Raw genomic sequence first — 21,360 nt, 5'->3', positions numbered from 1 at the left:
TTAATTCATAAAAAAACCAGCCTGAAGGCTGGTTTTTTTATTAGATGGAATTAACCACCAATTTTGCGATATTTTTGGCGCTTAGCCACTAGATCATCGCCATCGCGTTTACGACGGTATTCTTCGAACTCAGCATAGTTTCCTGTGAAGAATTCTGGTGTTTCACCTTCGAATGACAAGATGTGCGTTGCAATACGGTCTAGGAACCAACGGTCATGCGAGATGACCATTACAGTACCTGGGAATACTAAAATTGCATCCTCAAGCGCACGTAAAGTTTCGATATCCAAGTCGTTCGATGGTTCATCGAGAAGGATAACGTTTGCGCCCATTTGTAGAATTTTCGCAAGTTGTAAACGGTTACGCTCACCACCTGACAATTGACCTACACGCTTCTGCTGATCTTGGCCTTTAAAGTTAAAACGACCAATATATGCACGTGATGCGATTTCATATTCACCAATACGTAAGATATCTAAACCGCCAGAAACTTCTTCCCAAACCGTTTTATTGTTATCTAAGGTGTCACGAATCTGACCCACGTAAGCCACTTTAACTGACTCACCTAGCGTTACCGTACCTGTATCAGGTTGTAATTCACCTGTCATCATACGGAATAGTGTGGTTTTACCCGCACCGTTCTCACCCACGATACCCACGATCGCACAAGGTGGAACAACAAAAGATAAATCTTTGTAAAGCGTACGATCACCAAACGATTTGCTGATACCTTCAACTTCCACAACCTTGTTCCCTAGACGTGGACCAGGTGGAATGTAGATTTCAGACGTTTCGTTACGTTGTTGGAATTCACGAGAGTTAAGCTCTTCAAAGCGTTCCATACGTGCTTTATTTTTCTTTTGCTGACCTTTTGCATTAGAACGAACCCATTCAAGTTCTTTTTTCAATGCTTTAGCAAAAGATTCTTCTTGCTTCTGTTCTTGCTCTAAGCGGGCATTTTTCTGCTCTAACCAAGAAGAATAATTACCTTGATAAGGGATACCCATACCACGGTCAAGCTCAAGAATCCACTCAGCAACGTTATCCAAGAAATAACGGTCATGCGTAATCGCAACGATTGTACCAGGGAAATCTTTTAAGAAACGTTCCAACCATGAAACAGATGATGCATCCAAATGGTTCGTCGGTTCGTCAAGAAGCAACATGTCTGGTTTAGACAAGAGCAAACGGCAAAGTGCCACACGACGGCGCTCACCACCTGACAATTTAGTGACATCAGCATCCCAAGCTGGCAAGTTTAACGCTGCCGCTGCTTGTTCAAGCTGGTTATTTAAGTTATGCGCATCCCAAGTTTGAATAATTGCTTCAAGCTTTTCTTGCTCTTTTGCAAGTGCATCAAAGTCGGCATCTTCAGCTGCATATTCAGCGAAAACTTCATCAAGACGAGCTAATGCATCAAGTGCTTCACGAACGCCATCTTCAACGTTGCCACGAACGTCTTTTGTTTCATCTAATGGCGGCTCTTGCTCAAGGTAGCCGATCTTGATACCTGGTTGTGCACGAGCTTCACCAGAGAAATCTTTATCTACGCCAGCCATAATACGAAGCAAGGTAGATTTACCTGCACCGTTTAAACCAAGAACACCAATTTTAGCGCCCGGGAAAAATGATAAAGAGATGTCTTTAAGGATTTCGCGCTTAGGCGGAACCATCTTAGACACACGGTTCATCGTGTAAATATATTGGGCCACGTAGGACTCCTCTATAAAAAAAACAAAATCCGCTGTAAATACAAATCGCGGACAAATAATTAGGGAGCATTATACGATGAATACGATAAAAACATAAGCCATACGCCCGAACTTGCAAGGAATGTTACAAGTTTATTTTTTCATCAAACTTACCATTCAAAGTGCACAAGAATATGGCTTTTAAATGAGCAACATATGAGAATTTTAGATAACTTTTTCAATATTTTATAAATTTTATAATATGATTAGGGTGCTATATTCTCATTGAACAATTTTTAAACCACAAGAAGATCTCAAAATGACATATAAGGACGAAACCCTCGCCATCCATGCTGGATACTCACCTGAACCAACGACTAAAGCAGTTGCGGTACCCATTTATCAAACGACGTCTTACTCATTTGATAATACGCAACATGGCGCAGACCTATTCGATTTAAAGGTCTCTGGGAATATTTATACACGGATTATGAACCCAACGACTGCTGTGCTTGAACAACGTATTGCAGCACTCGAAGGTGGGATCGGCGCATTAGCACTTGCATCAGGTATGGCAGCCATTACCTATGCCATTCAAACCATTGCTGAAGCTGGGGACAATATCGCTTCTGTATCTACACTTTATGGTGGTACATATAATTTATTTGCACATACGCTACCAAAACAAGGGATCGAAGTGCGCTTCTTCGATTATCAAAATCCAGAAAGTTTGCGAGCACTTGTTGATGAAAAAACTAAATTAGTCTTCGTTGAGTCTATTGGTAATCCACTCGGCAATATTATTGATTTAGAAGCGATTTCTAAGCTTGCACATGAACTTGGCATTCCTGTAATTGTGGACAATACAGTTGCTACACCAGTGCTTCAAAAATCTTTTGAATTTGGTGCAGATATTGTTGTTCACTCTCTAACCAAGTACATCGGCGGACATGGTAATTCGATCGGCGGTATCATTGTTGACAGCGGTAAATTCCCTTGGGGTAAATATCCAGATCGTTTTAAAGCGTTAAATACGCCCGATCCAAGCTATCACGGCGTGAACTATGTCGAAGCGCTTGGTGAAGCAGCTTATATTGCACGTGCTCGTGTCGTGCCATTACGCAACACAGGTGCAGCGATTAGCCCACAAAATGTTTTCTTAATCCTGCAAGGTTTAGAAACATTAAGTTTACGTATGGAACGTCATACTGAAAATGCTTTAAAAGTTGCTCAATATTTACAAGCTCATCCAAAAGTAAAATGGGTAAATTACGCAGGACTACCTGATCACCCGCAACATGCTTTAGCTCAGAAATACGTTAAGGGCAAACCTTCAGCAATTCTTTCATTTGGTGTACAGGATGGCTTAGCAGGCGGAACTCGCTTTATAGATGCCCTACAATTATTCACACGATTGGTGAATATCGGTGATGCAAAAAGCTTAGCATGTCACCCAGCAACTACAACGCATCGCCAACTGAATGAAGAAGAGTTAAAAGCTGCTGGCGTTTCTACGGATATGGTTCGCTTATCTATTGGAATCGAACATCCTGACGATTTAATCGCCGACCTAGAACAAGCGCTCGCTCAAGTTTAATCTTGGTAATACATTAGAAATAAAGCCTCATGACTGGGGCTTTATCCTCATTTACCCTATCGTCTTTTTCAATTATTTTATTCGTATTACCACAATAAAAAATTAGAGCATTTACTCTAATTTTTACAATAAATTCATAAACTTATGCCATGGTTTATTTTCATTTTTCCACTATGCTAATTTGTATGACACGTTTAAAAATACGTGTTCCACAATTCATTGCATTTACAGGGAGAATGAAGTGAATAAAAAATTAGAACAGCGTTTTAAAAAACGTGTCCATGGAAAAAATATTCTGATTACAGGCGCGTCCAGTGGTATCGGTTTAACTGTTGCACATCAATTGGCTGCGGCAGGTGCGCATGTATTATTGGTGGCACGAACTGAGGAAACTTTACAACAAGTAAAATATGAGATTGAGCAAAAAGGGGGAAAAGCTGACATTTTTCCTTGTGATTTGAATGATATGAGTTCAATCGATGCTGTAACGCAACAAATCTTCAATAGCGTCACACATATTGATATTCTAATTAATAACGCAGGTCGTTCGATTCGCCGTGCAGTCCATGAGTCCATCGACCGTTTTCATGATTTTGAACGTACGATGCAACTCAACTATTTTGGTGCTGTTCGCCTCATTTTAAATGTCCTTCCACATATGATAGACCGTGAACGTGGACATATTATTAATATTAGTTCAATTGGTGTATTAGCCAATGCTACACGCTTCTCTGCATATGTCGCTTCAAAAGCTGCATTGGATGCATTTAGCCGTTGCCTATCAGCTGAAGTCCATGCGCATAATATCGCTATCACCTCGGTCTACATGCCTTTGGTCAGAACGCCGATGATCGCTCCAACTAAAATATATAAATACGTGCCAGCACTTTCACCGAATCAAGCTGCAGATTTAATCGCTGGTGCTATTGTGAACCGTCCAAAAAAGGTAGCGACTGGTCTTGGAAAACTTGCATCAATTACTTATGCAATTGCACCTGATATTAATAATAAATTGATGTCGATTGGATTTAATTTATTTCCAAGCTCTACTGCTTCTGTTGGTCGCCAAGAGAAATTAAACATTGTACAGCGTGCATATGCCCGACTATTTCCTGGCGAACATTGGTGATCGAACAAGTTAATTTAAGTACTTTGTGAAATGATCTTGTTACATTTTCACTGTGTGATTTTAATTATTCTTTAAGAATTAAACGCCATGATCAGAACATAAAATAGGAGTTTGTCATGGCTCAAATTTATTTTTTTAGATTATTTTTTCTAGCAGTTGCTGTTTTGATTTTTACTCAAATCATGAGCATGATTATTCAGCAACATTACTCATTCGACACCTTATTACAATTAGGTTTATTTTTAATTTTGCTTGAGCTGGGATTCAACATAAAACCAGCCAATGCTCAAAATAAAACTGAATTGGATCAACAGTAGATGAATCATGCCAAAGCACCAAAGTCTTATGCATATCATTTGTCAAAAATAGGGTTAGGCACGATCGCATTCAGCTTGATCTTGCCGAATCTTATTTAGTGCTAATCATGATTGAGTTCAAATCTAGGTCTAAAAAAAATTTTGAGATCATTCGTTAGGCGACAGAGTTATGTTATAAACCTTGCATCTTATTGATTTTATGCTTTGTACTTATGCGTGGTTTAGCTTTAGTGCTGCAATGTGCAGCCATCGCATTTGCGATATTCCTCATTTATCAAGTTACTCTCGGTTTTTATACTCAAGAATTTAAAGTTTTAAACGTTGTCGCTGATGTGGGCACTATTCTTATCTGTATCGATCTTGCCGTATTCTTGTGGCATAGCCGCCAAACTAAAGCTACCAACCTACAAGACTATGCACAAAAGATCGAACAATCAGTTCCAAAATTCGTAAAAATTTCACGAAAATTAGGTCACCTCGGGATTTTACTGATCTTAACCAGCTGGATTGTCCCCATGATTAATGGATAAATTAATAACCTCCCATTTGGGAGGTTTTTAATATCACTTACTGATGAAATGAGATCATTTAAGATAAAAAGTTGACTTGACCAGATTTCACATCATAGATTGCGCCAACAATCCCAATCTCTTTACGCTCAATCATGTCTCTTAGCGTGTCACTATTTTTAATAATATAATTAATATTATTTCGCACATTTAGCACAGTTACAGCATCAATAAAATTGGTTGTAAGTTGATAATTACTCATATCATTTTTGACTGTTTCCGCCGCCTGCATAATCGGCTTCAAAAAATGCTGAACGTTCGGTGTATCTTTTAGTTGACTCAAATCCACTTTTTGCTCAAATAAATGACAAGCAGATCCTACCGCACCACAGTCCGTATGCCCCAATACCACGATCAGTTTTGAACCTTTGGTTTTACATGCAAACTCTAAAGAGCCCACGACTTTTTGACCAGCAATATTTCCAGCAATACGCAAACTGAATAAATCACCGATTCCTACATCAAAAATGCGCTCTGTCGGTGCTCTAGAATCCATACAACCCAACACTGCAGCAATAGGATGTTGCCCTGCATTTGACGTCACTTGAATTTGGCGAGCAATATTATGGTGTAAACGCTGATGATTAATAAAACGCAAGTTCCCGTCTTTTAGCATCTGTAAAACTTGATCAGGACTGAGCTGTTTTTGGAGTTCTTGCGTACTCACATCAAGATCGAGCTCGTCCTCTTTTATTTCAGGATAATGTGCTTTAAAACCTTGTAAATTAACTTTTATCCCCTGCTTTATCGCCACTTCACTTTGAAAGTCCTTAATAATTTGATAGATATCTGGATCAATATAATAGGTATTGGATGCATCGATTAGCACATTTTCATGCGGTTTAACTTTTTCTAAAGCGGTGACGAGTGCGGCACGATTTAAAAAACTTAAATTCGGTGCTAATTCAATACGGGTAAGTGAACCATGCAAGTGTTTTTCATGGATCACACGTACACCACGGTGTAAATGACTCTGTAAGATAATCAATAAACTGATCACTAGACCAATCATGATGCCTTTCAGTAAATCAGTTGCAATGATTGCAACTACCGTGATAATAAAAGGTAAAAATTGTTTCCAACCTTGCGCATAAATCCGTTTAAATAAGCTTGGTGTTGCCAATTTAAATCCAGTCAAGATTAAGATTGCTGCCAATGAAGATAGCGGTATCGCATTGATTAATGGGGTGAGCGCCACCACTGCAACAATCAGTAAAAAACCATGAAAGATTGCAGAAAATTTGGTTTTAGCTCCACTGGTTGCATTCACTGAACTACGAACAATGACTGAGGTAATCGGCATACCACCGATCAATCCTGACATAGAGTTTCCAACACCCTGTGCAAATAATTCACGATTCGGTGGTGATGAGCGCTTTTGTGGATCCATCTTATCGGCAGCTTCTAAATTCAATAGTGTTTCAAGAGAAGCTACCACCGCTAATGTAATTGCACCCGTATAAATTAAACTATTATTCCAATACGAAAAATCTGGAAACTGGAAAATCGTTTCTGAACCAGAAAAGATATTCGGAAGATTAATCAATTGTTGAGGGTTTACTGCATATGGAGAGCCGATTTTCAACATGATAAAGTTAAGAAGTCCAGCAAATATCACCGCAATCAAGGCTGAAGGCAGCGGCAGCTTTTTTAATTTACTACTATCCCACAGTAGGATTAACGCAATACAACTTAGACCAATTAATCCTGAGCCAATATCAATATGACTCAGTACAGATTGAATTGACCATTGATCAATCAAAGCAAATCCTTTGACGTCCAAACCAATCAATTTAGGTAATTGACTGATAATCAGTAACAGACCAATCGCGGCAAGCAATCCCAAAATCACATTGGTGGGTACGAAATTTGAGAAAACACCTAACCTAAAAATACCAAATAATATTTGTAAAATTCCAGCTAAAAACAATGTGAACAAAAAGGCTTGATAATTACCTTGTAGTAATTCAATTTGGGTCAATACAATCGCCACTAAGCCTGCAGCGGGACCAGATACACTGATATGTGAGCCACTAAAAAAACCAACAACGATTCCACCAATCACGCCAGCAATAATGCCTGAAATGAGTGGTGCACCTGATGCATGAGCTATGCCCAAACAAAGCGGAAGTGCAACAAGGAAAACAACCAGACCTGAGAGCAAATCACGATTATACAATCGAGGTTTCAGCTCGTTATTTTGAGATATACTCATGTTTAATTTCTCTTAATTATATGACTTATAAAGTTAAAAATAATTTTGAAGTGAATTAATTATTAAGTTTTTCTTGTTGTTTTATACCATCTTAAAGTTTACATTTAAAATAAATCACCTTGATGTTCTTCATTTATTTAAAAACATAAGCATAAAAAAACCTCCCATATGGGAGGTTTTTTACCTGATTAAAGATTACTTCGAACCTTTAACCCCTGCTTGTAATAATAATGCACCTAAACCACCAATCTTCTGTTCTTGTGGTTTCTGCTGCTGAGGTTTTTTCGCATGTTGTGGGCGATCACCCTGTGGACGTGCTTGCTGAGGACGCTTCGCGTGTGGTTTACGCTCACCACGTTGCTCTTGCTGGCCATGAGTTTCACGACGTGGCTGGCGCGGTGCCTTCGCAGGTGCTTCAGATCCTGCAGGACGCATCGATAAATTAACACGATTACGTTCCACATCAACTTGTAACACACGCACTTGAACAATTTGCCCTGGTTTCACAAACTTATGTGGATCAGAAATAAATTCATTCGCTAGTTCTGAAATATGAACTAAACCATCTTGATGAACACCAACATCAACAAATGCACCAAAGTTCGTTACATTGGTCACTACACCTTCAAGCTCTAAGCCTTCAGTCAGTTGTGAAACCTCAGTAATGTCATCACGGAACTTCGCTGTACGGAACTCTGGACGTGGATCACGACCTGGTTTTTCAAGCTCCGCCAAAACATCTTGGATCGTTGGTAAACCAAATTTGTCATCAACAAACTCTTCAGGTTTAACCTGACGAATGATTTCAGTATTGCCAATAATATCTTTTACAGTGGTCGCTTTCGCTTCAACAATCTTGTTGACTAAACCATAAGACTCAGGATGAACTGCTGAAGCATCCAATGGCTCTGAACCGTCTTGAATACGTAAGAAACCTGCAGCTTGCTCAAAAGTACGCTCACCTAAGCGTGGTACTTTTTTCAAATCTTGACGATTATCAAAACGACCATTCTCTTTACGGTAGTCTACAATTTGCTGTGCTATAGATTTGTTTAATCCTGCGATGTAACCCAAAATCGCTGAAGATGCTGTATTCACATCTACACCAACTGAGTTCACACAGTCTTCCACTACAGCTTCAAGCGTTTTTGCCAAGCCTGTTTGATTCACATCGTGTTGATATTGACCTACACCAATTGATTTAGGATCAATCTTCACAAGTTCAGCCAATGGATCTTGTAAACGACGCGCAATAGATACTGCACCACGAATCGATACGTCTAAATCTGGTAATTCTTGTGAAGCCAATTCAGATGCTGAATATACTGAAGCACCTGCTTCAGATACAGACACGCGCGTTAATTTAAGATCAGCATGAGCAGCCATCATTTCCGCAACAACAGCTTCTGTTTCACGACTCGCGGTACCGTTACCAATAGCAATTAGCTCAACATTGAATTCACGACATAAACGTGCCAATTCATTGATCGAACCTTCTTTATCTTCTTTAGGTGCGAAAGGATAAATCGTGCTGTGTGCCAATACATCTCCAGATGCATTCACGACAGCCAATTTCACACCCGTACGGATACCAGGATCCACACCTAAAGTAGTACGTGAACCTGCTGGTGCTGATAAAAGCAAATGACGTAAATTTTCTGCAAACACTTGCATTGCTTCTGCTTCAGCAGCCAAACGCTTTTCAGTCAGAAGTGAATGCTCAATTGTAGGGCGGACTTTGCCGAGCCAGAATAATTTTGCAGTTTGCTTCAGAAAATCTTGACGGGCTTGAGGTTGAACTTGATCAAGATTGTATTCAGTTTCAATGCGCGCCAAAGGAGCATCATTTTCACCATCAACTTTTAGACCGAGTACATTCTCTTGACGTCCACGTAACATTGCCAATAAGCGATGTGATGGAACTTTGTTTAAGTTTTCAGAAAAATCGAAGTAGTCACGGAATTTTTTACCAACTTCTTTTTTCTCTTCACTAGCAACTAAGCTTTTTAACACTGCTGTTTTTGCAAACATCGCTTTAAGCTCTGTCGTGAGTGCAATATTTTGTGCCCAGTCATCAATGAGAATATGCTGAACAGCGTCTAATTGACTCTCTAAATCAGGATAATCTTCATGATTAAATCCTTCTAAAGCTTCTGCAGGTTCAACATTTTCATTATAGATTTTTTCAGCGATTGGGCCTAAACCAGCCTCTTTTGCTTTAAATGATTTACTCGTACGTTTTGGACGATACGGTGCGTAAATTTCTTCTAATGCATTTTTTGTTTCAACGGCATTGACGCGAGCTAACAAATCATCCGTGAGTTTATTTTGTTCTTTCAGTGATTCAATGACCTTTTCACGGCGTTCAAATAAATCACGAAGGTAAGTTAATCGGGTATCCAGTTGACGTAACTGCGTATCGTCTAAGCCTTGAGTTACTTCTTTACGGTAACGTGCAATAAATGGAACACTAGAACCTTCATCAATCAGCTTAATGGCAGCTTCTACTTGGTTTGGACGTACGGCAAGTTCACTTGCCAACTGCTGAACTAAGTCAGTCATCGTGTTAAATTCCACAAGGATAAGGACTAAAAGTTAGTGATTATAAAGACCGAGACTATAAAATCCACAATTGTTTTGAATATTTGCAATGAAATTTTAAATAAAAGTCTCAATTTTTCTAGTTTTATCTCCCAGAGAAAAATCTTCAGGTGAAGTCTCTGATCAATTATTTGAGTGTAATGCGTCATTGTGTCATCACTTTGACAATGAACTAAAACATTTAACTCTTTAAAATCACTTTATTTTTCTGATTTTGATGTAAATTTCTTGCTTTCAATAGCACTTCAAATTAGCTTCATATTGAATAGCGATTTTATTTTAAATTATTTGCCTAAAAACAGGTCAATACATGTTGTGATTTGGTTTCAGAACACACTTAAAATTGTAATTTTGAGCAATTTGATACATAGTCTTAACAAGAACTTAGGCATTATACTGAGACAAATGAATATTTATAAATACAACTTTTAAGGGAGTGCATCATGAGTTTAGTTGTACCTGCTGAAAATACTGATGTAGTACACAATGACACTGACAGAGTTGAACGCATTCTGGTCGTCGACGATGATGTGCGTCTTCGTACCCTTTTACAACGGTTTTTAGAAGATAAAGGTTTTGTGGTTAAAACCGCACATGATGCCACGCAAATGGATCGGTTATTACAACGTGAACTTTTCTCGCTCATCGTTTTAGATTTTATGCTTCCTGTAGAAGATGGTTTAAGCATTTGTCGTCGTTTAAGGCAGTCTAACATCGACACGCCTATTATTATGCTCACTGCACGTGGTAGCGACTCTGATCGTATTGCAGGGCTTGAAGCAGGTGCTGATGACTATCTACCAAAACCATTCAACCCAAATGAATTGTTAGCTCGTATCCGAGCTGTACTACGTCGACAAGTGCGTGAGGTTCCTGGGGCACCAAGCCAAAATGTTGAAGTGGTTTCATTTGGTCCTTGGTCACTCGATCTATCGACTCGAACATTGACTCGTGAGGGTCAAGTGGTGACCTTAACTACTGGTGAATTCGCAGTACTCAAAGCATTGGTGCAACATCCTCGTGAACCGTTGACACGTGATAAATTAATGAATTTGGCACGTGGTCGTGAATGGGGAGCAATGGAACGCTCTATTGATGTTCAAGTCTCTCGTTTACGTCGTTTAATCGAGGAAAATCCGGCTCGTGCACGCTATATTCAAACGGTGTGGGGTGTGGGATACGTATTCGTACCAGATGGTGCAGAATAATTTTTTAAACAATGGACTCCGCCATCAATGATGTCGGGGTCTTTATTTTATGTATTAAACAATTACATGCACTTATTCTTTTTAAGCCCAAACTCTCAGGTTAGACCGTGAAACTTGATCCTATTGACCCACAAAAATTTAATGAATTTGTTGCGTATTCAGAGCGAAAACGAACGAAATGGGAACGCTTTCTTGACAAAATCAAGCCGCGCTCCGCTGCAATGCGAACAACAGTTTTGGTTGTTTTTGTGGTGTTCTTTAGTCTGTTTATGTCACTTTGGTTTTTTTGGAAAACCCTCTATTTACCAGAGATTCAACAGCATGCACGCTACCTTGCGGTTGAACTCGAAATTATCAACAACCCCGACCTTCGAATTTTTCATGGTGACACTGAACTTGATGTTGACACATGGTTAAAACAGCGTGTTGGAATTGAATACGTTACAGACCCTGCTGCGTTCCCCAACCAGCGCGATAAAGTCATTGCTGAATTCTTTACGAACCAAGTTGAAAAACGTTTGGCCAAAGAGCTCGACGTGCCTGAGGTCACCGTCTATTTCCAATTTAAACCTAGCCCACGTATTTGGATTCAAACCCCAGAAATGAACGGGAATTGGGTTCAAGAACCGTTAAAAACTTATGCAAATTATAGCCCCGAATTGATTTTGGCATGGTTTCTTGGCGTACCGCTGATTTCAGCCATGATTATCTTAACTTTAGTGAGACAGCTCAATCGCCCACTACGCCGACTTCAAAATGCAGCAAATAGCTATAGTAAAACTGGAAAAGCCCCCTATCTTGAGACGAACCACGGACCTTTGGAAATCCGCCAAGTCAACCAAGCCTTTAATCATATGATTTATACATTGGAGCTCACTGAACGTGATCGTCAAATTATGTTGGCTGGTATTTCACATGATTTAAGAACCCCGCTCACTCGAATTCGACTGAGTGCTGAAATGATGTCAGATGATGACTTCTTGAAAGAAGGCTTAATCTTTGATGTGGATGATATGGATGCCATTCTTAATCAGTTTATTTCTTACATGCGTGATGGTTCAGATGAAGACCTAAAAGAAACCAATATCAATACCCTTTTGCAAGAATTGGTTATTCAGTTTAAACCCCTGGATATTCGCTTTGAACCAGAAGAACTCCCACTGATTACTGCTCGTTCGCTTTCCCTCAAGCGCTTAATTGGTAACTTAATTAATAATTCTAAGCGTTATGGTGCTGAACCCATTGAGCTAAGTGCGAAAGTCGAGGGAGATCATCTAAAAATTTGTGTTGCTGATCACGGTGATGGAATCCCAGAAGATCAAATTGCAGACCTTATGCAACCTTTTGTACGTGGCAATGAAGCACGTACCATCCAAGGGAGTGGTCTTGGTTTAGCCATTGTAAAACGAATTGTCGATATTCATGAAGGTGAATTAAAAATTCATAATCGTCCTGAAGGAGGTCTTGAAGCTATCATTCTACTGCCCCTTTCAACACCTCAAGTTGCTGATATTTCAACCAATAGCACCTTAGATAAAATCAGGCAAACCATCACCGAACGATTTTGATGAATGGTGAATAGTTGAACGGTTGAATTGGTTTAATTATTCACCACAATGAAAATTAAAAATAAAAAACAATATCTTACAAACCATAATATATCTTTATATCCGCATTTTTTGAAAAAATTAGACCTTAGCCTAACAGGTATGCAAAATGGCTCGCTTGATCGGTACAATCGGTGCCAGATCCAGAATATCAAGAGAAGAGTAAACCATGTCTTTAGATCGCATTCGTTTAGAGTCACTTCATGAAAAAGTCATTTCAGCTGAACAAGCTTCAACGTTTATTGAAGATGGCATGACCGTAGGTATGAGTGGTTTCACGCGTGCTGGTGAAGCTAAAGCAGTTCCATTGGCATTGGTAAAACGCGCTCATACAAACCCTTTAAAGATCACTTTAATCACTGGTGCGTCTTTGGGTAATGACTTAGATAAACAGTTAACTGAAGCTGGCGTATTGGCTCGTCGTCTACCTTTCCAAGTCGATAATACTTTGCGTAAGGCGATCAATAAAGGCGAAGTAATGTTTATTGATCAGCATTTGTCAGAAACTGTTGAACAAATGCGTAATAAACAATTGAAAAAGCCTGATATTGCTGTAATCGAAGCTGTAGCAATTACTGAAGATGGTGGCATCATTCCAACGACTTCAGTAGGTAACTCAGCAAGCTTTGCAATCTTTGCAGAAAAAGTAATTGTTGAAATTAACACAAATTTAAGCCCAGCATTCGAAGGCTTGCACGATATTTATATCCCATCTTATCGTCCGACACGTCAGCCGATTCCACTCACTCAAGTCGATGAGCGTATTGGTACACATGCAATTAATATCGATCCTGCTAAAATTGTTGGCATCGTATTTAACAGCGAATTCCATGATTCTCCATCAACAGTCACTGCACCAGATGATGAGACTCAAGCAATTGCAAACCACTTAATCGAATTCTTTGAAAAAGAAGTGGCTGAAGAACGTCTTCCTAAAAATTTAGGTCCATTACAAGCAGGTATTGGTTCAATTGCGAATGCGGTATTAACGGGTCTTAAAGAATCGAATTTTGAAGATCTCATCATGTACTCAGAAGTACTTCAAGACTGTACTTTTGAATTAATTGATGCTGGTAAAATGAAATTCGCTTCTGGCTCATCAATTACACTTTCTGCACGTTATGGTGAAAAAGTATTCAATAATCTTGAGCAATACAAAGACAAACTTGTATTACGCCCTCAAGAAATTTCAAACCACCCAGAATTGGTACGCCGTTTAGGGATTATCGGGATCAATACTGCGCTTGAATTTGACATCTACGGCAATGTGAACTCTACGCACGTATGTGGTTCAAAAATGATGAATGGTATTGGTGGTTCAGGTGACTTCGCACGTAATGCGCATATCGCAATCTTCGTGACTAAATCAATCGCTAAAGGCGGTGACATTTCATCTGTAGTACCGATGGCATCTCACGTAGATCACACAGGTCATGACGTAGACGTTCTTGTGACTGAACAAGGTCTTGCTGATTTACGTGGTCTTGCACCGCGTGAACGTGCACGTGCAATCATCGATAACTGTGTTCACCCATTGTATAAAGATGCATTAAACGACTATTTCGATCGTGCATGTGCTAAAGGTGGACAAACTCCTCACCTACTTACAGAAGCGCTCTCTTGGCATTCTAATTTCGAAGAAACAGGTCATATGTTATCTGCACCTGCTGAAGCAAAATCTGCATAAGTATGACTTAAAAAAGCCCTGAATATCAGGGCTTTTTTTATTTCGAAAGATTCTAAAATACTTTTAGATCATCATAATAGTTGACATAAACTAATGAAATAGGCAGGATTGGGTAGGACACTAAAGTGTGATAAGGTTTACATTTTACAAATATTAAATTACACAAAATCACACTTTTGCAGCTGAACTTTACACATAATTTGAATATTATTATTTCATAGCAAGATTATGAGTGAACAAATAATAATAACAGCGTACTGTTTCATCAGTTTTCCTTCCTAGATTTCCCCCAAAATCTAGGAATTTTTTTGTCTATATGTTTTACAGAACTCAAGTTTAGTGTCCGCATAAAAAAAACCTCGATATTCGAGGTTTTTGTGTATTATATGAATTCTATTTTAATGATTACCTTGAACTTTTTCTTCAATCTCTTCCACACTGGTGTGTCGTACGTCATAGCCTTTAGCCATATAAATCACTTGTTCAGAAATATTTCGCGCATGGTCACCAATACGCTCCAAAGAACGCAGCACCCACATGACATTCAGAACACGAGAAATATGACGAGGATCCTCAATCATGTAGGTCATTAATGTACGTGTAGCAGATTGATATTCACGATCGATATCTGCGTCAGCCAACAATACTTTAAGTGCTTGCTCTGCATCAACACGTGCAAATGCATCCAATGCATCATGAATCATTACTCGCACTTGATTACCGATATGACGTGTTTCCATATAACCACGAGGTGATTCACCTTCTTCACATAGATTTTGGGCTATACGTGCAATTTTAGCTGCTTCATCACCAATACGTTCTAAATCGGTATTGGCCTTGCTCATTGCAATCACCATACGCAGATCACTTGCAGCAGGATGGCGACGCACTAAAATCAAAGTCAAACCTTCATCAATTTCACGCTCATAGCGATTTACCGTATTATCCTGAAATTGGACATCTACAGCTAAATTCACATTGGTGTCTAAAAGAGCATGAATGGCATTAGCAACTTGTTGCTCAACCAAACCACCCATCGCCATAAATTTGGTATGGACATCTTGCAAATCTTCGTTAAATTGAGAAGAAATATGGTGGCTAAGTACAGGATTATTAGAGCTCAAAGTCTTATTACTCCACACAGCGTGAATGGATTGAAATTTTTGCCATATTAAAGCATATCAATTGTGAATATTTGATGACAAAACAATCAATTTATTCTATTTTTCAACTAACCATGCATTCATTTGACGAAGCTCATTTTCATTCAATTGACCCACAGAAGCCTTCAACCTCAACACATTCAACACATAATCATATTGAGCATTCACAAAATCTAATCGCGTTGCAAAAGCATTTCTTTGCGCAAGCAACACATCAACCATACTTTTAAGCCCTTCATCATACTGAGCTTGGGATGCTTTCGCGACTAATGCTGAAGAATCCATGGCAGCTTTGCGCGCTTGCAATGTAGCACTATCCATATCAATTTGTAGGTAAGATTTTTTAGCATCTGTGGTTGCTTTACGTATCGCAGCTTCTAATTGGCGTTCCGACTTTTCAACATTTTTTGTCGCTTTATCAATATTAATTTTAGTTCGCCCACCGGTATAGGCATTCCAGTTCATTTCTACACCCACCTGATCGAACTGTCCATCACTCGATATAGCTGTTTGTGGTGACTGTTCACTATATCCATAAGTGGCTACGGCTTCGACTTGAGGATAAAGCGCCGCTTGCTCTACACGTCGCTGATCATTGGCATATTGACGTTGCAAACGCGCTTGTAGAATTTCAAGATTCTGTTCTTGAGCTAATTTAGTCCATTCACTCATGATATTCGGTACAGGCTTTTGATACTCGAAATCATCACTTAAAACAGCGAGCTTTTCTTGGTAAGGTCCAATCAACTGAGCAAGTTGCTCTTGTGCCAAGATTAATTGAACACCTGTCGCAATTCGATTTGCTCGCGCATTTTGATATTGTGCATTCGCTTCGCTCACATCGCTTTCAGCAACTAAACCTTCTTTGAGTTTGGCATTCATCATATTGAGCTGCTCGAATAATGCTTTTTCTTCTTGAGCGTTAGTGAGCGTTAAAGCCTGTTGACGTAGTACATTAAAATAAGCTTCAGAGACATTTAATATATGTTGTTGCTGTTGCTGTTTTAAAGTGACTTCACTCAGTTGAACTGAGGTTTTTACCTGTTTATATCCCTGCCAAGCATCCATTCTGAAAATGGGTTGTCGTGCAGTAATCGCAATTTGACGAGTGGTCGATGTCGATGCCAACAGGTCAGAACTATTAAAAAAAGGATTCGATTCTGTACTTGAACGATTTACATCTTGGTTTTTACGCGTCACATTTCCTGAAACGGTTACTGTCGGCAGCAAATTACCTTTTGCTAAACCTATATTTAACTGATCAGCCTCATACTGCAACACGTTGGCTTGCCAATTTGGATCGGTTTGCTTTGCTCGCTCATAGGCTTCAACGAGGTTCAATGCAAAGCTCATCGGGCTAAGTGCAATTAAACTGACTGCAAGTAGAGTTTTTTTCATGATAATGACTTCACAGCACCTTAAGCATTTGAATAACAAGTAATTAGAATAGGATGTTGCAAATATAATCTTTAATCGAGCTTTTTACGTATCAATTTTATTATTTTTTCATTTAATCCGGAGAATTATTTTGAATTATGCACATTGATGTATGTTTTTCATACATTATTTTAACGCTTGATTGCGAAGCAACTACAATAAATTTCACTGTACGGTTTTAAAATAAGTGAAAATCTATTTGCGCCTCATTTCACACTTTAACTGTATTTTGATATCTCAATGAAGTCATTTTTGCACACGTTTAAGCCTATTCGTCAATTATTGACTCTTATGGTCGTAAGTCTTGGCTTAACTGCGTGTCAAAAACCGATTTCCGAAGAAATACCTACTGAATCTCCAAACCCAACCCAAAACCAGAACACCACACCTGATCTCAACCTTATTTGTCAAAAACTCAAAAAAGAAATGCTCGGGATAACTGCTCAACGGACTACATTCGCCATTGAGCAAATCAATCAAGATATTCGACTTTGTCTTCCCTTAATGCCCTTTCAGGAACAGAAAGAATTGATCGGTTTGGCAGACATCATGTATAGAAATTTCTTAAGTATAGATCGATCAGCTGATCAGCAAAAAGCTTTTGATTTATATGCTCATGACCAGTCGCAATTTCCGACGATTCAACAATCACAAATTGAAAAACTACATCCACGAGATCAATATTTACTTCGGCATAAGGGTCAAGCGTATATTGATCTCGTCGATATTAACCACCAAGCAACCTATCAAAGAAACCCATATTATTTAGCACGAGTATTTGCCCCCTATTTCCCTGAGGCAGAACAAGCATTTATGCAAGAACTTGCTGAACAAAATCAGCAAGCACAATTTGAAGATCCTCATTTTCATCTTGAAGCACAAGAGATTTCTAGACGTGCCCAGTATTGGGAAAATTATCTAAAAAAATACCCTCAAAGCAGTTTCCGTTTAGATGCAGAGTACCTTTATCATTTTTATTCAAATTTATTATTTAAAGGTCTCAAACATGATCCTGTTTCTCATGATTTTGAAGGACGTGTTGAAATTGCACCCGATGCTTTAGCTGAAATCGAACAACTCGCAAATATGAAAAATAGTCGTTTAGCAGATCAAGCGAGACTTTTCTTAAAATTTATCGAACTGGATTCACAACAAAAAAGTAAATTAACTTCAAATCAGACTGATCAAAATCCGCAAGTTCTTATACAGCTAAGTCACTATTTAAACTTAAAAACTGTTGATCTTGAAAATCGTCGTAATTGCTTTAAAGACGCAATTTGTTATGCATCATAGTCTGATGACTTTAATCGGACTTTATATGTTAATATTTTGGCATCGCTTGACGGAGCGCGAGTAATAACTCGCTGAGATCACCTAAAACATTGTTTTGATGGTGAGTACCGTTGAACCTGATCAGGTTAATACCTGCGTAGGAATCAAGCCATCTAAAAACTTTGTTCTAGGTTATTCATTCAGGATAATTCCGCCACCGTTTTTGGTCGTGCTTGATTCGTTGATGTCATTCATAAGGATCATTGCAATGAACCAATTAACGAATCTTTCAAATACAGATCTCTCTGCTCAACATGAGCAAGATGCTCAAGATCTCACCCGCATTTTACCAGCGTCAAAAAAAGTCTATGTTCAAGGTTCTCGTCCAGATATTCGCGTACCCATGCGTGAAATTGCACTCTCCGATACACCAACGGGCTTAGGCGGTGAGTATAATCCTGCCATTTTGGTGTATGACACTTCAGGTGTTTATACCGACCCTGAGATTCAAATTGATTTAAATCGAGGCCTACCAAACCTCAGAGATACATGGCTTGAAGAGCGCGCAGATACAGAACAACTCGCGACATTAAGCTCAAAATTTGGGCGAGAACGTCTTCAAGATATTCGTACAGCTGGTATTCGTTTCGCACATATCCAGAAACCTCGTCGAGCTAAACCAGGACATAACGTTACGCAAATGCATTATGCTAAGCAGGGTATTATCACGCCTGAAATGGAATACATTGCGATTCGAGAAAACCAAAAACAGCGCGAAGGTGTGGATACTCGCCAACATGTTGGTCAAAACTTTGGTGCAAAAAATTTATTAGAAATTACACCCGAATTTGTACGCCAAGAAGTCGCTGCAGGTCGTGCCATTATTCCTGCCAATATCAATCATCCTGAACTCGAACCGATGATTATCGGACGAAATTTCCTAGTGAAAATCAATGCCAATATTGGCAACTCAGCACTGGGTTCATCCATTGATGAAGAAGTGGCAAAAATGACATGGGCAACACGTTGGGGTGCTGACACCATCATGGATTTATCTACGGGTAAAAATATTCACGAAACACGCGAGTGGATTATTCGAAACTCCCCTGTACCTATTGGAACTGTTCCGATTTATCAAGCATTAGAAAAGGTGGATGGAATCGCAGAAGATCTTACATGGGAAATTTTTAAAGACACTTTAATCGAACAAGCTGAGCAAGGGGTTGATTACTTCACGATTCATGCTGGTGTTTTATTGCGCTATGTTCCTCTCACAGCCAATCGCTTAACGGGCATCGTTTCACGCGGTGGTTCAATCATGGCACAGTGGTGTCTTGCACATCATAAAGAAAATTTCTTATACACCCATTTTGATGAAATCTGCGAGATCATGAAAGCCTATGATGTCTCATTCAGCTTAGGTGATGGTTTACGCCCTGGGTGCATTCAAGATGCCAATGACGAAGCCCAATTTTCCGAACTGCGTACATTAGGAGAATTAACCCATCGAGCTTGGGAACACGATGTGCAAGTCATGATTGAAGGTCCTGGTCATGTTCCTATGCATATGATTAAAGAAAATATGGATTTACAACTTGAGGTTTGCAAAGAAGCACCTTTTTATACATTAGGACCATTAACCACAGATATTGCACCTGGTTATGATCATATTACTTCAGCAATTGGTGCAGCCATGATCGGTTGGTATGGAACAGCGATGCTTTGTTACGTAACACCTAAAGAGCATTTAGGTCTACCCAATAAAAAGGACGTCAAAGATGGCATTATCACCTATAAAATTGCAGCACATGCTGCAGACCTCGCCAAAGGACACCCAGGTGCTCAAGTCCGTGATAATGCGCTTTCAAAAGCACGTTTTGAGTTTCGTTGGGAAGATCAATTTAATTTAAGTTTAGATCCTGATACGGCACGTAGTATGCATGATGAAACCATGCCGAAAGAGGCACATAAATCAGCGCATTTCTGTTCGATGTGTGGACCTAAATTTTGCTCAATGAAGATTACCCAAAATGTGCGTGAATACGCTCAAAATCAGCAGTCTGACAACCTAGATCTCAAGTTAAATCAAGAGATTGAATCAGGTCTCAACGCCATGAAAAATGAGTATCATAAGCAAGGACAAAAGTTGTATCAGAAGCTGTAAAAATTAAAAAACCTGTTTTTCTTTAATGCAATCTCAGTTAGGATGAAATAAATTTTTGTCCTAACGTATACGAATGAAAATTCTTGAAAAAGCTACTTACAATAATAAAGATTTTAAGGTCCATTCTCGCGAATCCCTTTATCAAGGATTCATTCGTATAGAGAAAGTGAGCATCACACATCGTTTATTTGGTGAGAATACTTATACCCCAACAATTCATCGTGAATTAGTGCATCGAAAAGAAGCTGCTGGTGTACTCATCTACAATGATGCACTCAAGCGCTTTGCACTGATTGAACAATTCCGAATTGGTGCAATCGATGATCGTATCTCCCCATGGCAACTAGAAATCATTGCAGGCGTATTAGATGGCGATGAATCACCTGAAACATGCATTCAGCGTGAGAGTTTAGAAGAATCTGGTTGTGAAATTCGTAATCTGGAACATTTATTTACCTTCTACCCTTCTGCTGGTGCGTGCGATGAAGTTTTTCATTTGTATGTCGCAGAAGCAGATCTTCCTGAGCAAGGCGGTATTCATGGTATGCCAGATGAAGGTGAGAATATCCAACTGCATATCTTAGCTTATTCAGATCTTGAACCATTATTGGCATCCAAACGATTGTGTAATGCACCTGTCATCATGGCTCTGCAATGGCTCAAACAGCACATTGCCACTACCTCTATAGCGCTGAGGTAATTT

At 39.2% G+C, this 21,360-nt stretch carries 15 protein-coding genes and 1 riboswitch; of the genes, 10 read left to right on the top strand and 5 right to left on the bottom strand.

Annotation, left to right across the window (positions count from 1 at the left end):
* Positions 1–50 precede the first annotated feature (50 nt).
* A complete protein-coding gene (gene ettA, locus AC1M9B_RS08400; RefSeq protein WP_035263944.1) occupies positions 51–1,712 on the bottom strand; it encodes an energy-dependent translational throttle protein EttA in 1,662 nt (553 codons plus the stop codon).
* A 298-nt stretch (positions 1,713–2,010) separates the two neighbouring features.
* Here ettA and AC1M9B_RS08395 point away from each other — a divergent pair, with 298 nt between their 5' ends.
* The 4 genes from AC1M9B_RS08395 to AC1M9B_RS08380 all read left to right on the top strand — a co-directional run bounded on the left by AC1M9B_RS08395 (position 2,011) and on the right by AC1M9B_RS08380 (position 5,264).
* On the top strand, positions 2,011–3,288 hold the full coding sequence (locus tag AC1M9B_RS08395; RefSeq protein WP_481591475.1) for an O-acetylhomoserine aminocarboxypropyltransferase/cysteine synthase family protein: 1,278 nt from the start codon (positions 2,011–2,013) through the stop codon (positions 3,286–3,288).
* 241 nt (positions 3,289–3,529) lie between these two features.
* Positions 3,530–4,417 (top strand): SDR family NAD(P)-dependent oxidoreductase, encoded by an 888-nt coding sequence (locus tag AC1M9B_RS08390; RefSeq protein WP_179998874.1) that lies wholly within the window; start codon positions 3,530–3,532, stop codon positions 4,415–4,417.
* Positions 4,418–4,533: 116 nt separating this feature from the next.
* Complete coding sequence (locus tag AC1M9B_RS08385; protein ID WP_481608938.1) at positions 4,534–4,734, top strand: hypothetical protein; 201 nt, start codon at positions 4,534–4,536, stop codon at positions 4,732–4,734.
* Between the two features lie 212 nt (positions 4,735–4,946).
* Positions 4,947–5,264, top strand: coding sequence for a hypothetical protein (locus tag AC1M9B_RS08380; RefSeq protein ID WP_481608937.1), 318 nt, complete (start codon positions 4,947–4,949; stop codon positions 5,262–5,264).
* A gap of 58 nt (positions 5,265–5,322) precedes the next feature.
* On the opposite strand, the gene AC1M9B_RS08375 is transcribed toward AC1M9B_RS08380, so the two are convergent.
* Both AC1M9B_RS08375 and AC1M9B_RS08370 read right to left on the bottom strand, forming a co-directional pair.
* The gene (locus tag AC1M9B_RS08375; RefSeq protein ID WP_481608936.1) at positions 5,323–7,518 is read right to left on the bottom strand and encodes a bifunctional SulP family inorganic anion transporter/carbonic anhydrase; all 2,196 of its coding nucleotides are present in this window, start codon (positions 7,516–7,518) and stop codon (positions 5,323–5,325) included.
* A 195-nt stretch (positions 7,519–7,713) separates the two neighbouring features.
* On the bottom strand, positions 7,714–10,080 hold the full coding sequence (locus tag AC1M9B_RS08370; RefSeq protein WP_481597459.1) for a Tex family protein: 2,367 nt from the start codon (positions 10,078–10,080) through the stop codon (positions 7,714–7,716).
* A gap of 482 nt (positions 10,081–10,562) precedes the next feature.
* Here AC1M9B_RS08370 and ompR point away from each other — a divergent pair, with 482 nt between their 5' ends.
* The 3 genes from ompR (at position 10,563) to AC1M9B_RS08355 (ending at position 14,621) form a co-directional block, all read left to right on the top strand.
* Entirely contained in the window at positions 10,563–11,327 is a 765-nt protein-coding gene (gene ompR / locus AC1M9B_RS08365; RefSeq protein WP_035263934.1) for an osmolarity response regulator transcription factor OmpR, read from the top strand.
* A gap of 107 nt (positions 11,328–11,434) precedes the next feature.
* Positions 11,435–12,895: an ATP-binding protein gene (locus tag AC1M9B_RS08360; RefSeq protein ID WP_092767308.1), complete on the top strand. Its 1,461-nt coding sequence runs from the start codon at positions 11,435–11,437 to the stop codon at positions 12,893–12,895.
* A gap of 208 nt (positions 12,896–13,103) precedes the next feature.
* Complete coding sequence (locus AC1M9B_RS08355) at positions 13,104–14,621, top strand: acetyl-CoA hydrolase/transferase family protein (protein WP_092767310.1); 1,518 nt, start codon at positions 13,104–13,106, stop codon at positions 14,619–14,621.
* A gap of 398 nt (positions 14,622–15,019) precedes the next feature.
* On the opposite strand, the gene phoU is transcribed toward AC1M9B_RS08355, so the two are convergent.
* The gene (phoU, locus tag AC1M9B_RS08350) at positions 15,020–15,745 is read right to left on the bottom strand and encodes a phosphate signaling complex protein PhoU (protein ID WP_035263928.1); all 726 of its coding nucleotides are present in this window, start codon (positions 15,743–15,745) and stop codon (positions 15,020–15,022) included.
* Between the two features lie 96 nt (positions 15,746–15,841).
* Positions 15,842–17,182, bottom strand: coding sequence for a multidrug efflux outer membrane protein AbuO (gene abuO, locus AC1M9B_RS08345; protein WP_481590435.1), 1,341 nt, complete (start codon positions 17,180–17,182; stop codon positions 15,842–15,844).
* Positions 17,183–17,461: 279 nt separating this feature from the next.
* Here abuO and AC1M9B_RS08340 point away from each other — a divergent pair, with 279 nt between their 5' ends.
* From AC1M9B_RS08340 to AC1M9B_RS08330, 3 genes are all read left to right on the top strand, one after another.
* On the top strand, positions 17,462–18,514 hold the full coding sequence (locus tag AC1M9B_RS08340; RefSeq protein ID WP_481608935.1) for a hypothetical protein: 1,053 nt from the start codon (positions 17,462–17,464) through the stop codon (positions 18,512–18,514).
* A gap of 40 nt (positions 18,515–18,554) precedes the next feature.
* Positions 18,555–18,674, top strand: a riboswitch (TPP riboswitch).
* 87 nt (positions 18,675–18,761) lie between these two features.
* A complete protein-coding gene (gene thiC / locus AC1M9B_RS08335) occupies positions 18,762–20,657 on the top strand; it encodes a phosphomethylpyrimidine synthase ThiC (RefSeq protein WP_481591483.1) in 1,896 nt (631 codons plus the stop codon).
* A gap of 73 nt (positions 20,658–20,730) precedes the next feature.
* Positions 20,731–21,357: an NUDIX domain-containing protein gene (locus AC1M9B_RS08330; RefSeq protein WP_481608934.1), complete on the top strand. Its 627-nt coding sequence runs from the start codon at positions 20,731–20,733 to the stop codon at positions 21,355–21,357.
* Positions 21,358–21,360 lie beyond the last annotated feature (3 nt).

The organism is Acinetobacter sp. ANC_7513 (assembly GCF_056779915.1).
Note: the sequence above shows the minus strand (reverse complement) of the source record. Positions and strands in the feature narration are given on the sequence as shown.

Bases quoted from the DNA above. Each gene is read 5' to 3' on its own strand.
- AC1M9B_RS08395 (WP_481591475.1), top strand. From the start codon at position 2,011: ATGACATATAAGGACGAAACCCTCGCCATCCATGCTGGATACTCACCT.
- AC1M9B_RS08385 (WP_481608938.1), top strand. From the start codon at position 4,534: ATGGCTCAAATTTATTTTTTTAGATTATTTTTTCTAGCAGTTGCTGTT.
- AC1M9B_RS08380 (WP_481608937.1), top strand. From the start codon at position 4,947: ATGCGTGGTTTAGCTTTAGTGCTGCAATGTGCAGCCATCGCATTTGCG.
- AC1M9B_RS08375 (WP_481608936.1), bottom strand. From the start codon at position 7,518: ATGAGTATATCTCAAAATAACGAGCTGAAACCTCGATTGTATAATCGT.
- AC1M9B_RS08370 (WP_481597459.1), bottom strand. From the start codon at position 10,080: ATGACTGACTTAGTTCAGCAGTTGGCAAGTGAACTTGCCGTACGTCCA.
- ompR (WP_035263934.1), top strand. From the start codon at position 10,563: ATGAGTTTAGTTGTACCTGCTGAAAATACTGATGTAGTACACAATGAC.
- AC1M9B_RS08355 (WP_092767310.1), top strand. From the start codon at position 13,104: ATGTCTTTAGATCGCATTCGTTTAGAGTCACTTCATGAAAAAGTCATT.
- abuO (WP_481590435.1), bottom strand. From the start codon at position 17,182: ATGAAAAAAACTCTACTTGCAGTCAGTTTAATTGCACTTAGCCCGATG.
- AC1M9B_RS08340 (WP_481608935.1), top strand. From the start codon at position 17,462: ATGAAGTCATTTTTGCACACGTTTAAGCCTATTCGTCAATTATTGACT.
- thiC (WP_481591483.1), top strand. From the start codon at position 18,762: ATGAACCAATTAACGAATCTTTCAAATACAGATCTCTCTGCTCAACAT.
- AC1M9B_RS08330 (WP_481608934.1), top strand. From the start codon at position 20,731: ATGAAAATTCTTGAAAAAGCTACTTACAATAATAAAGATTTTAAGGTC.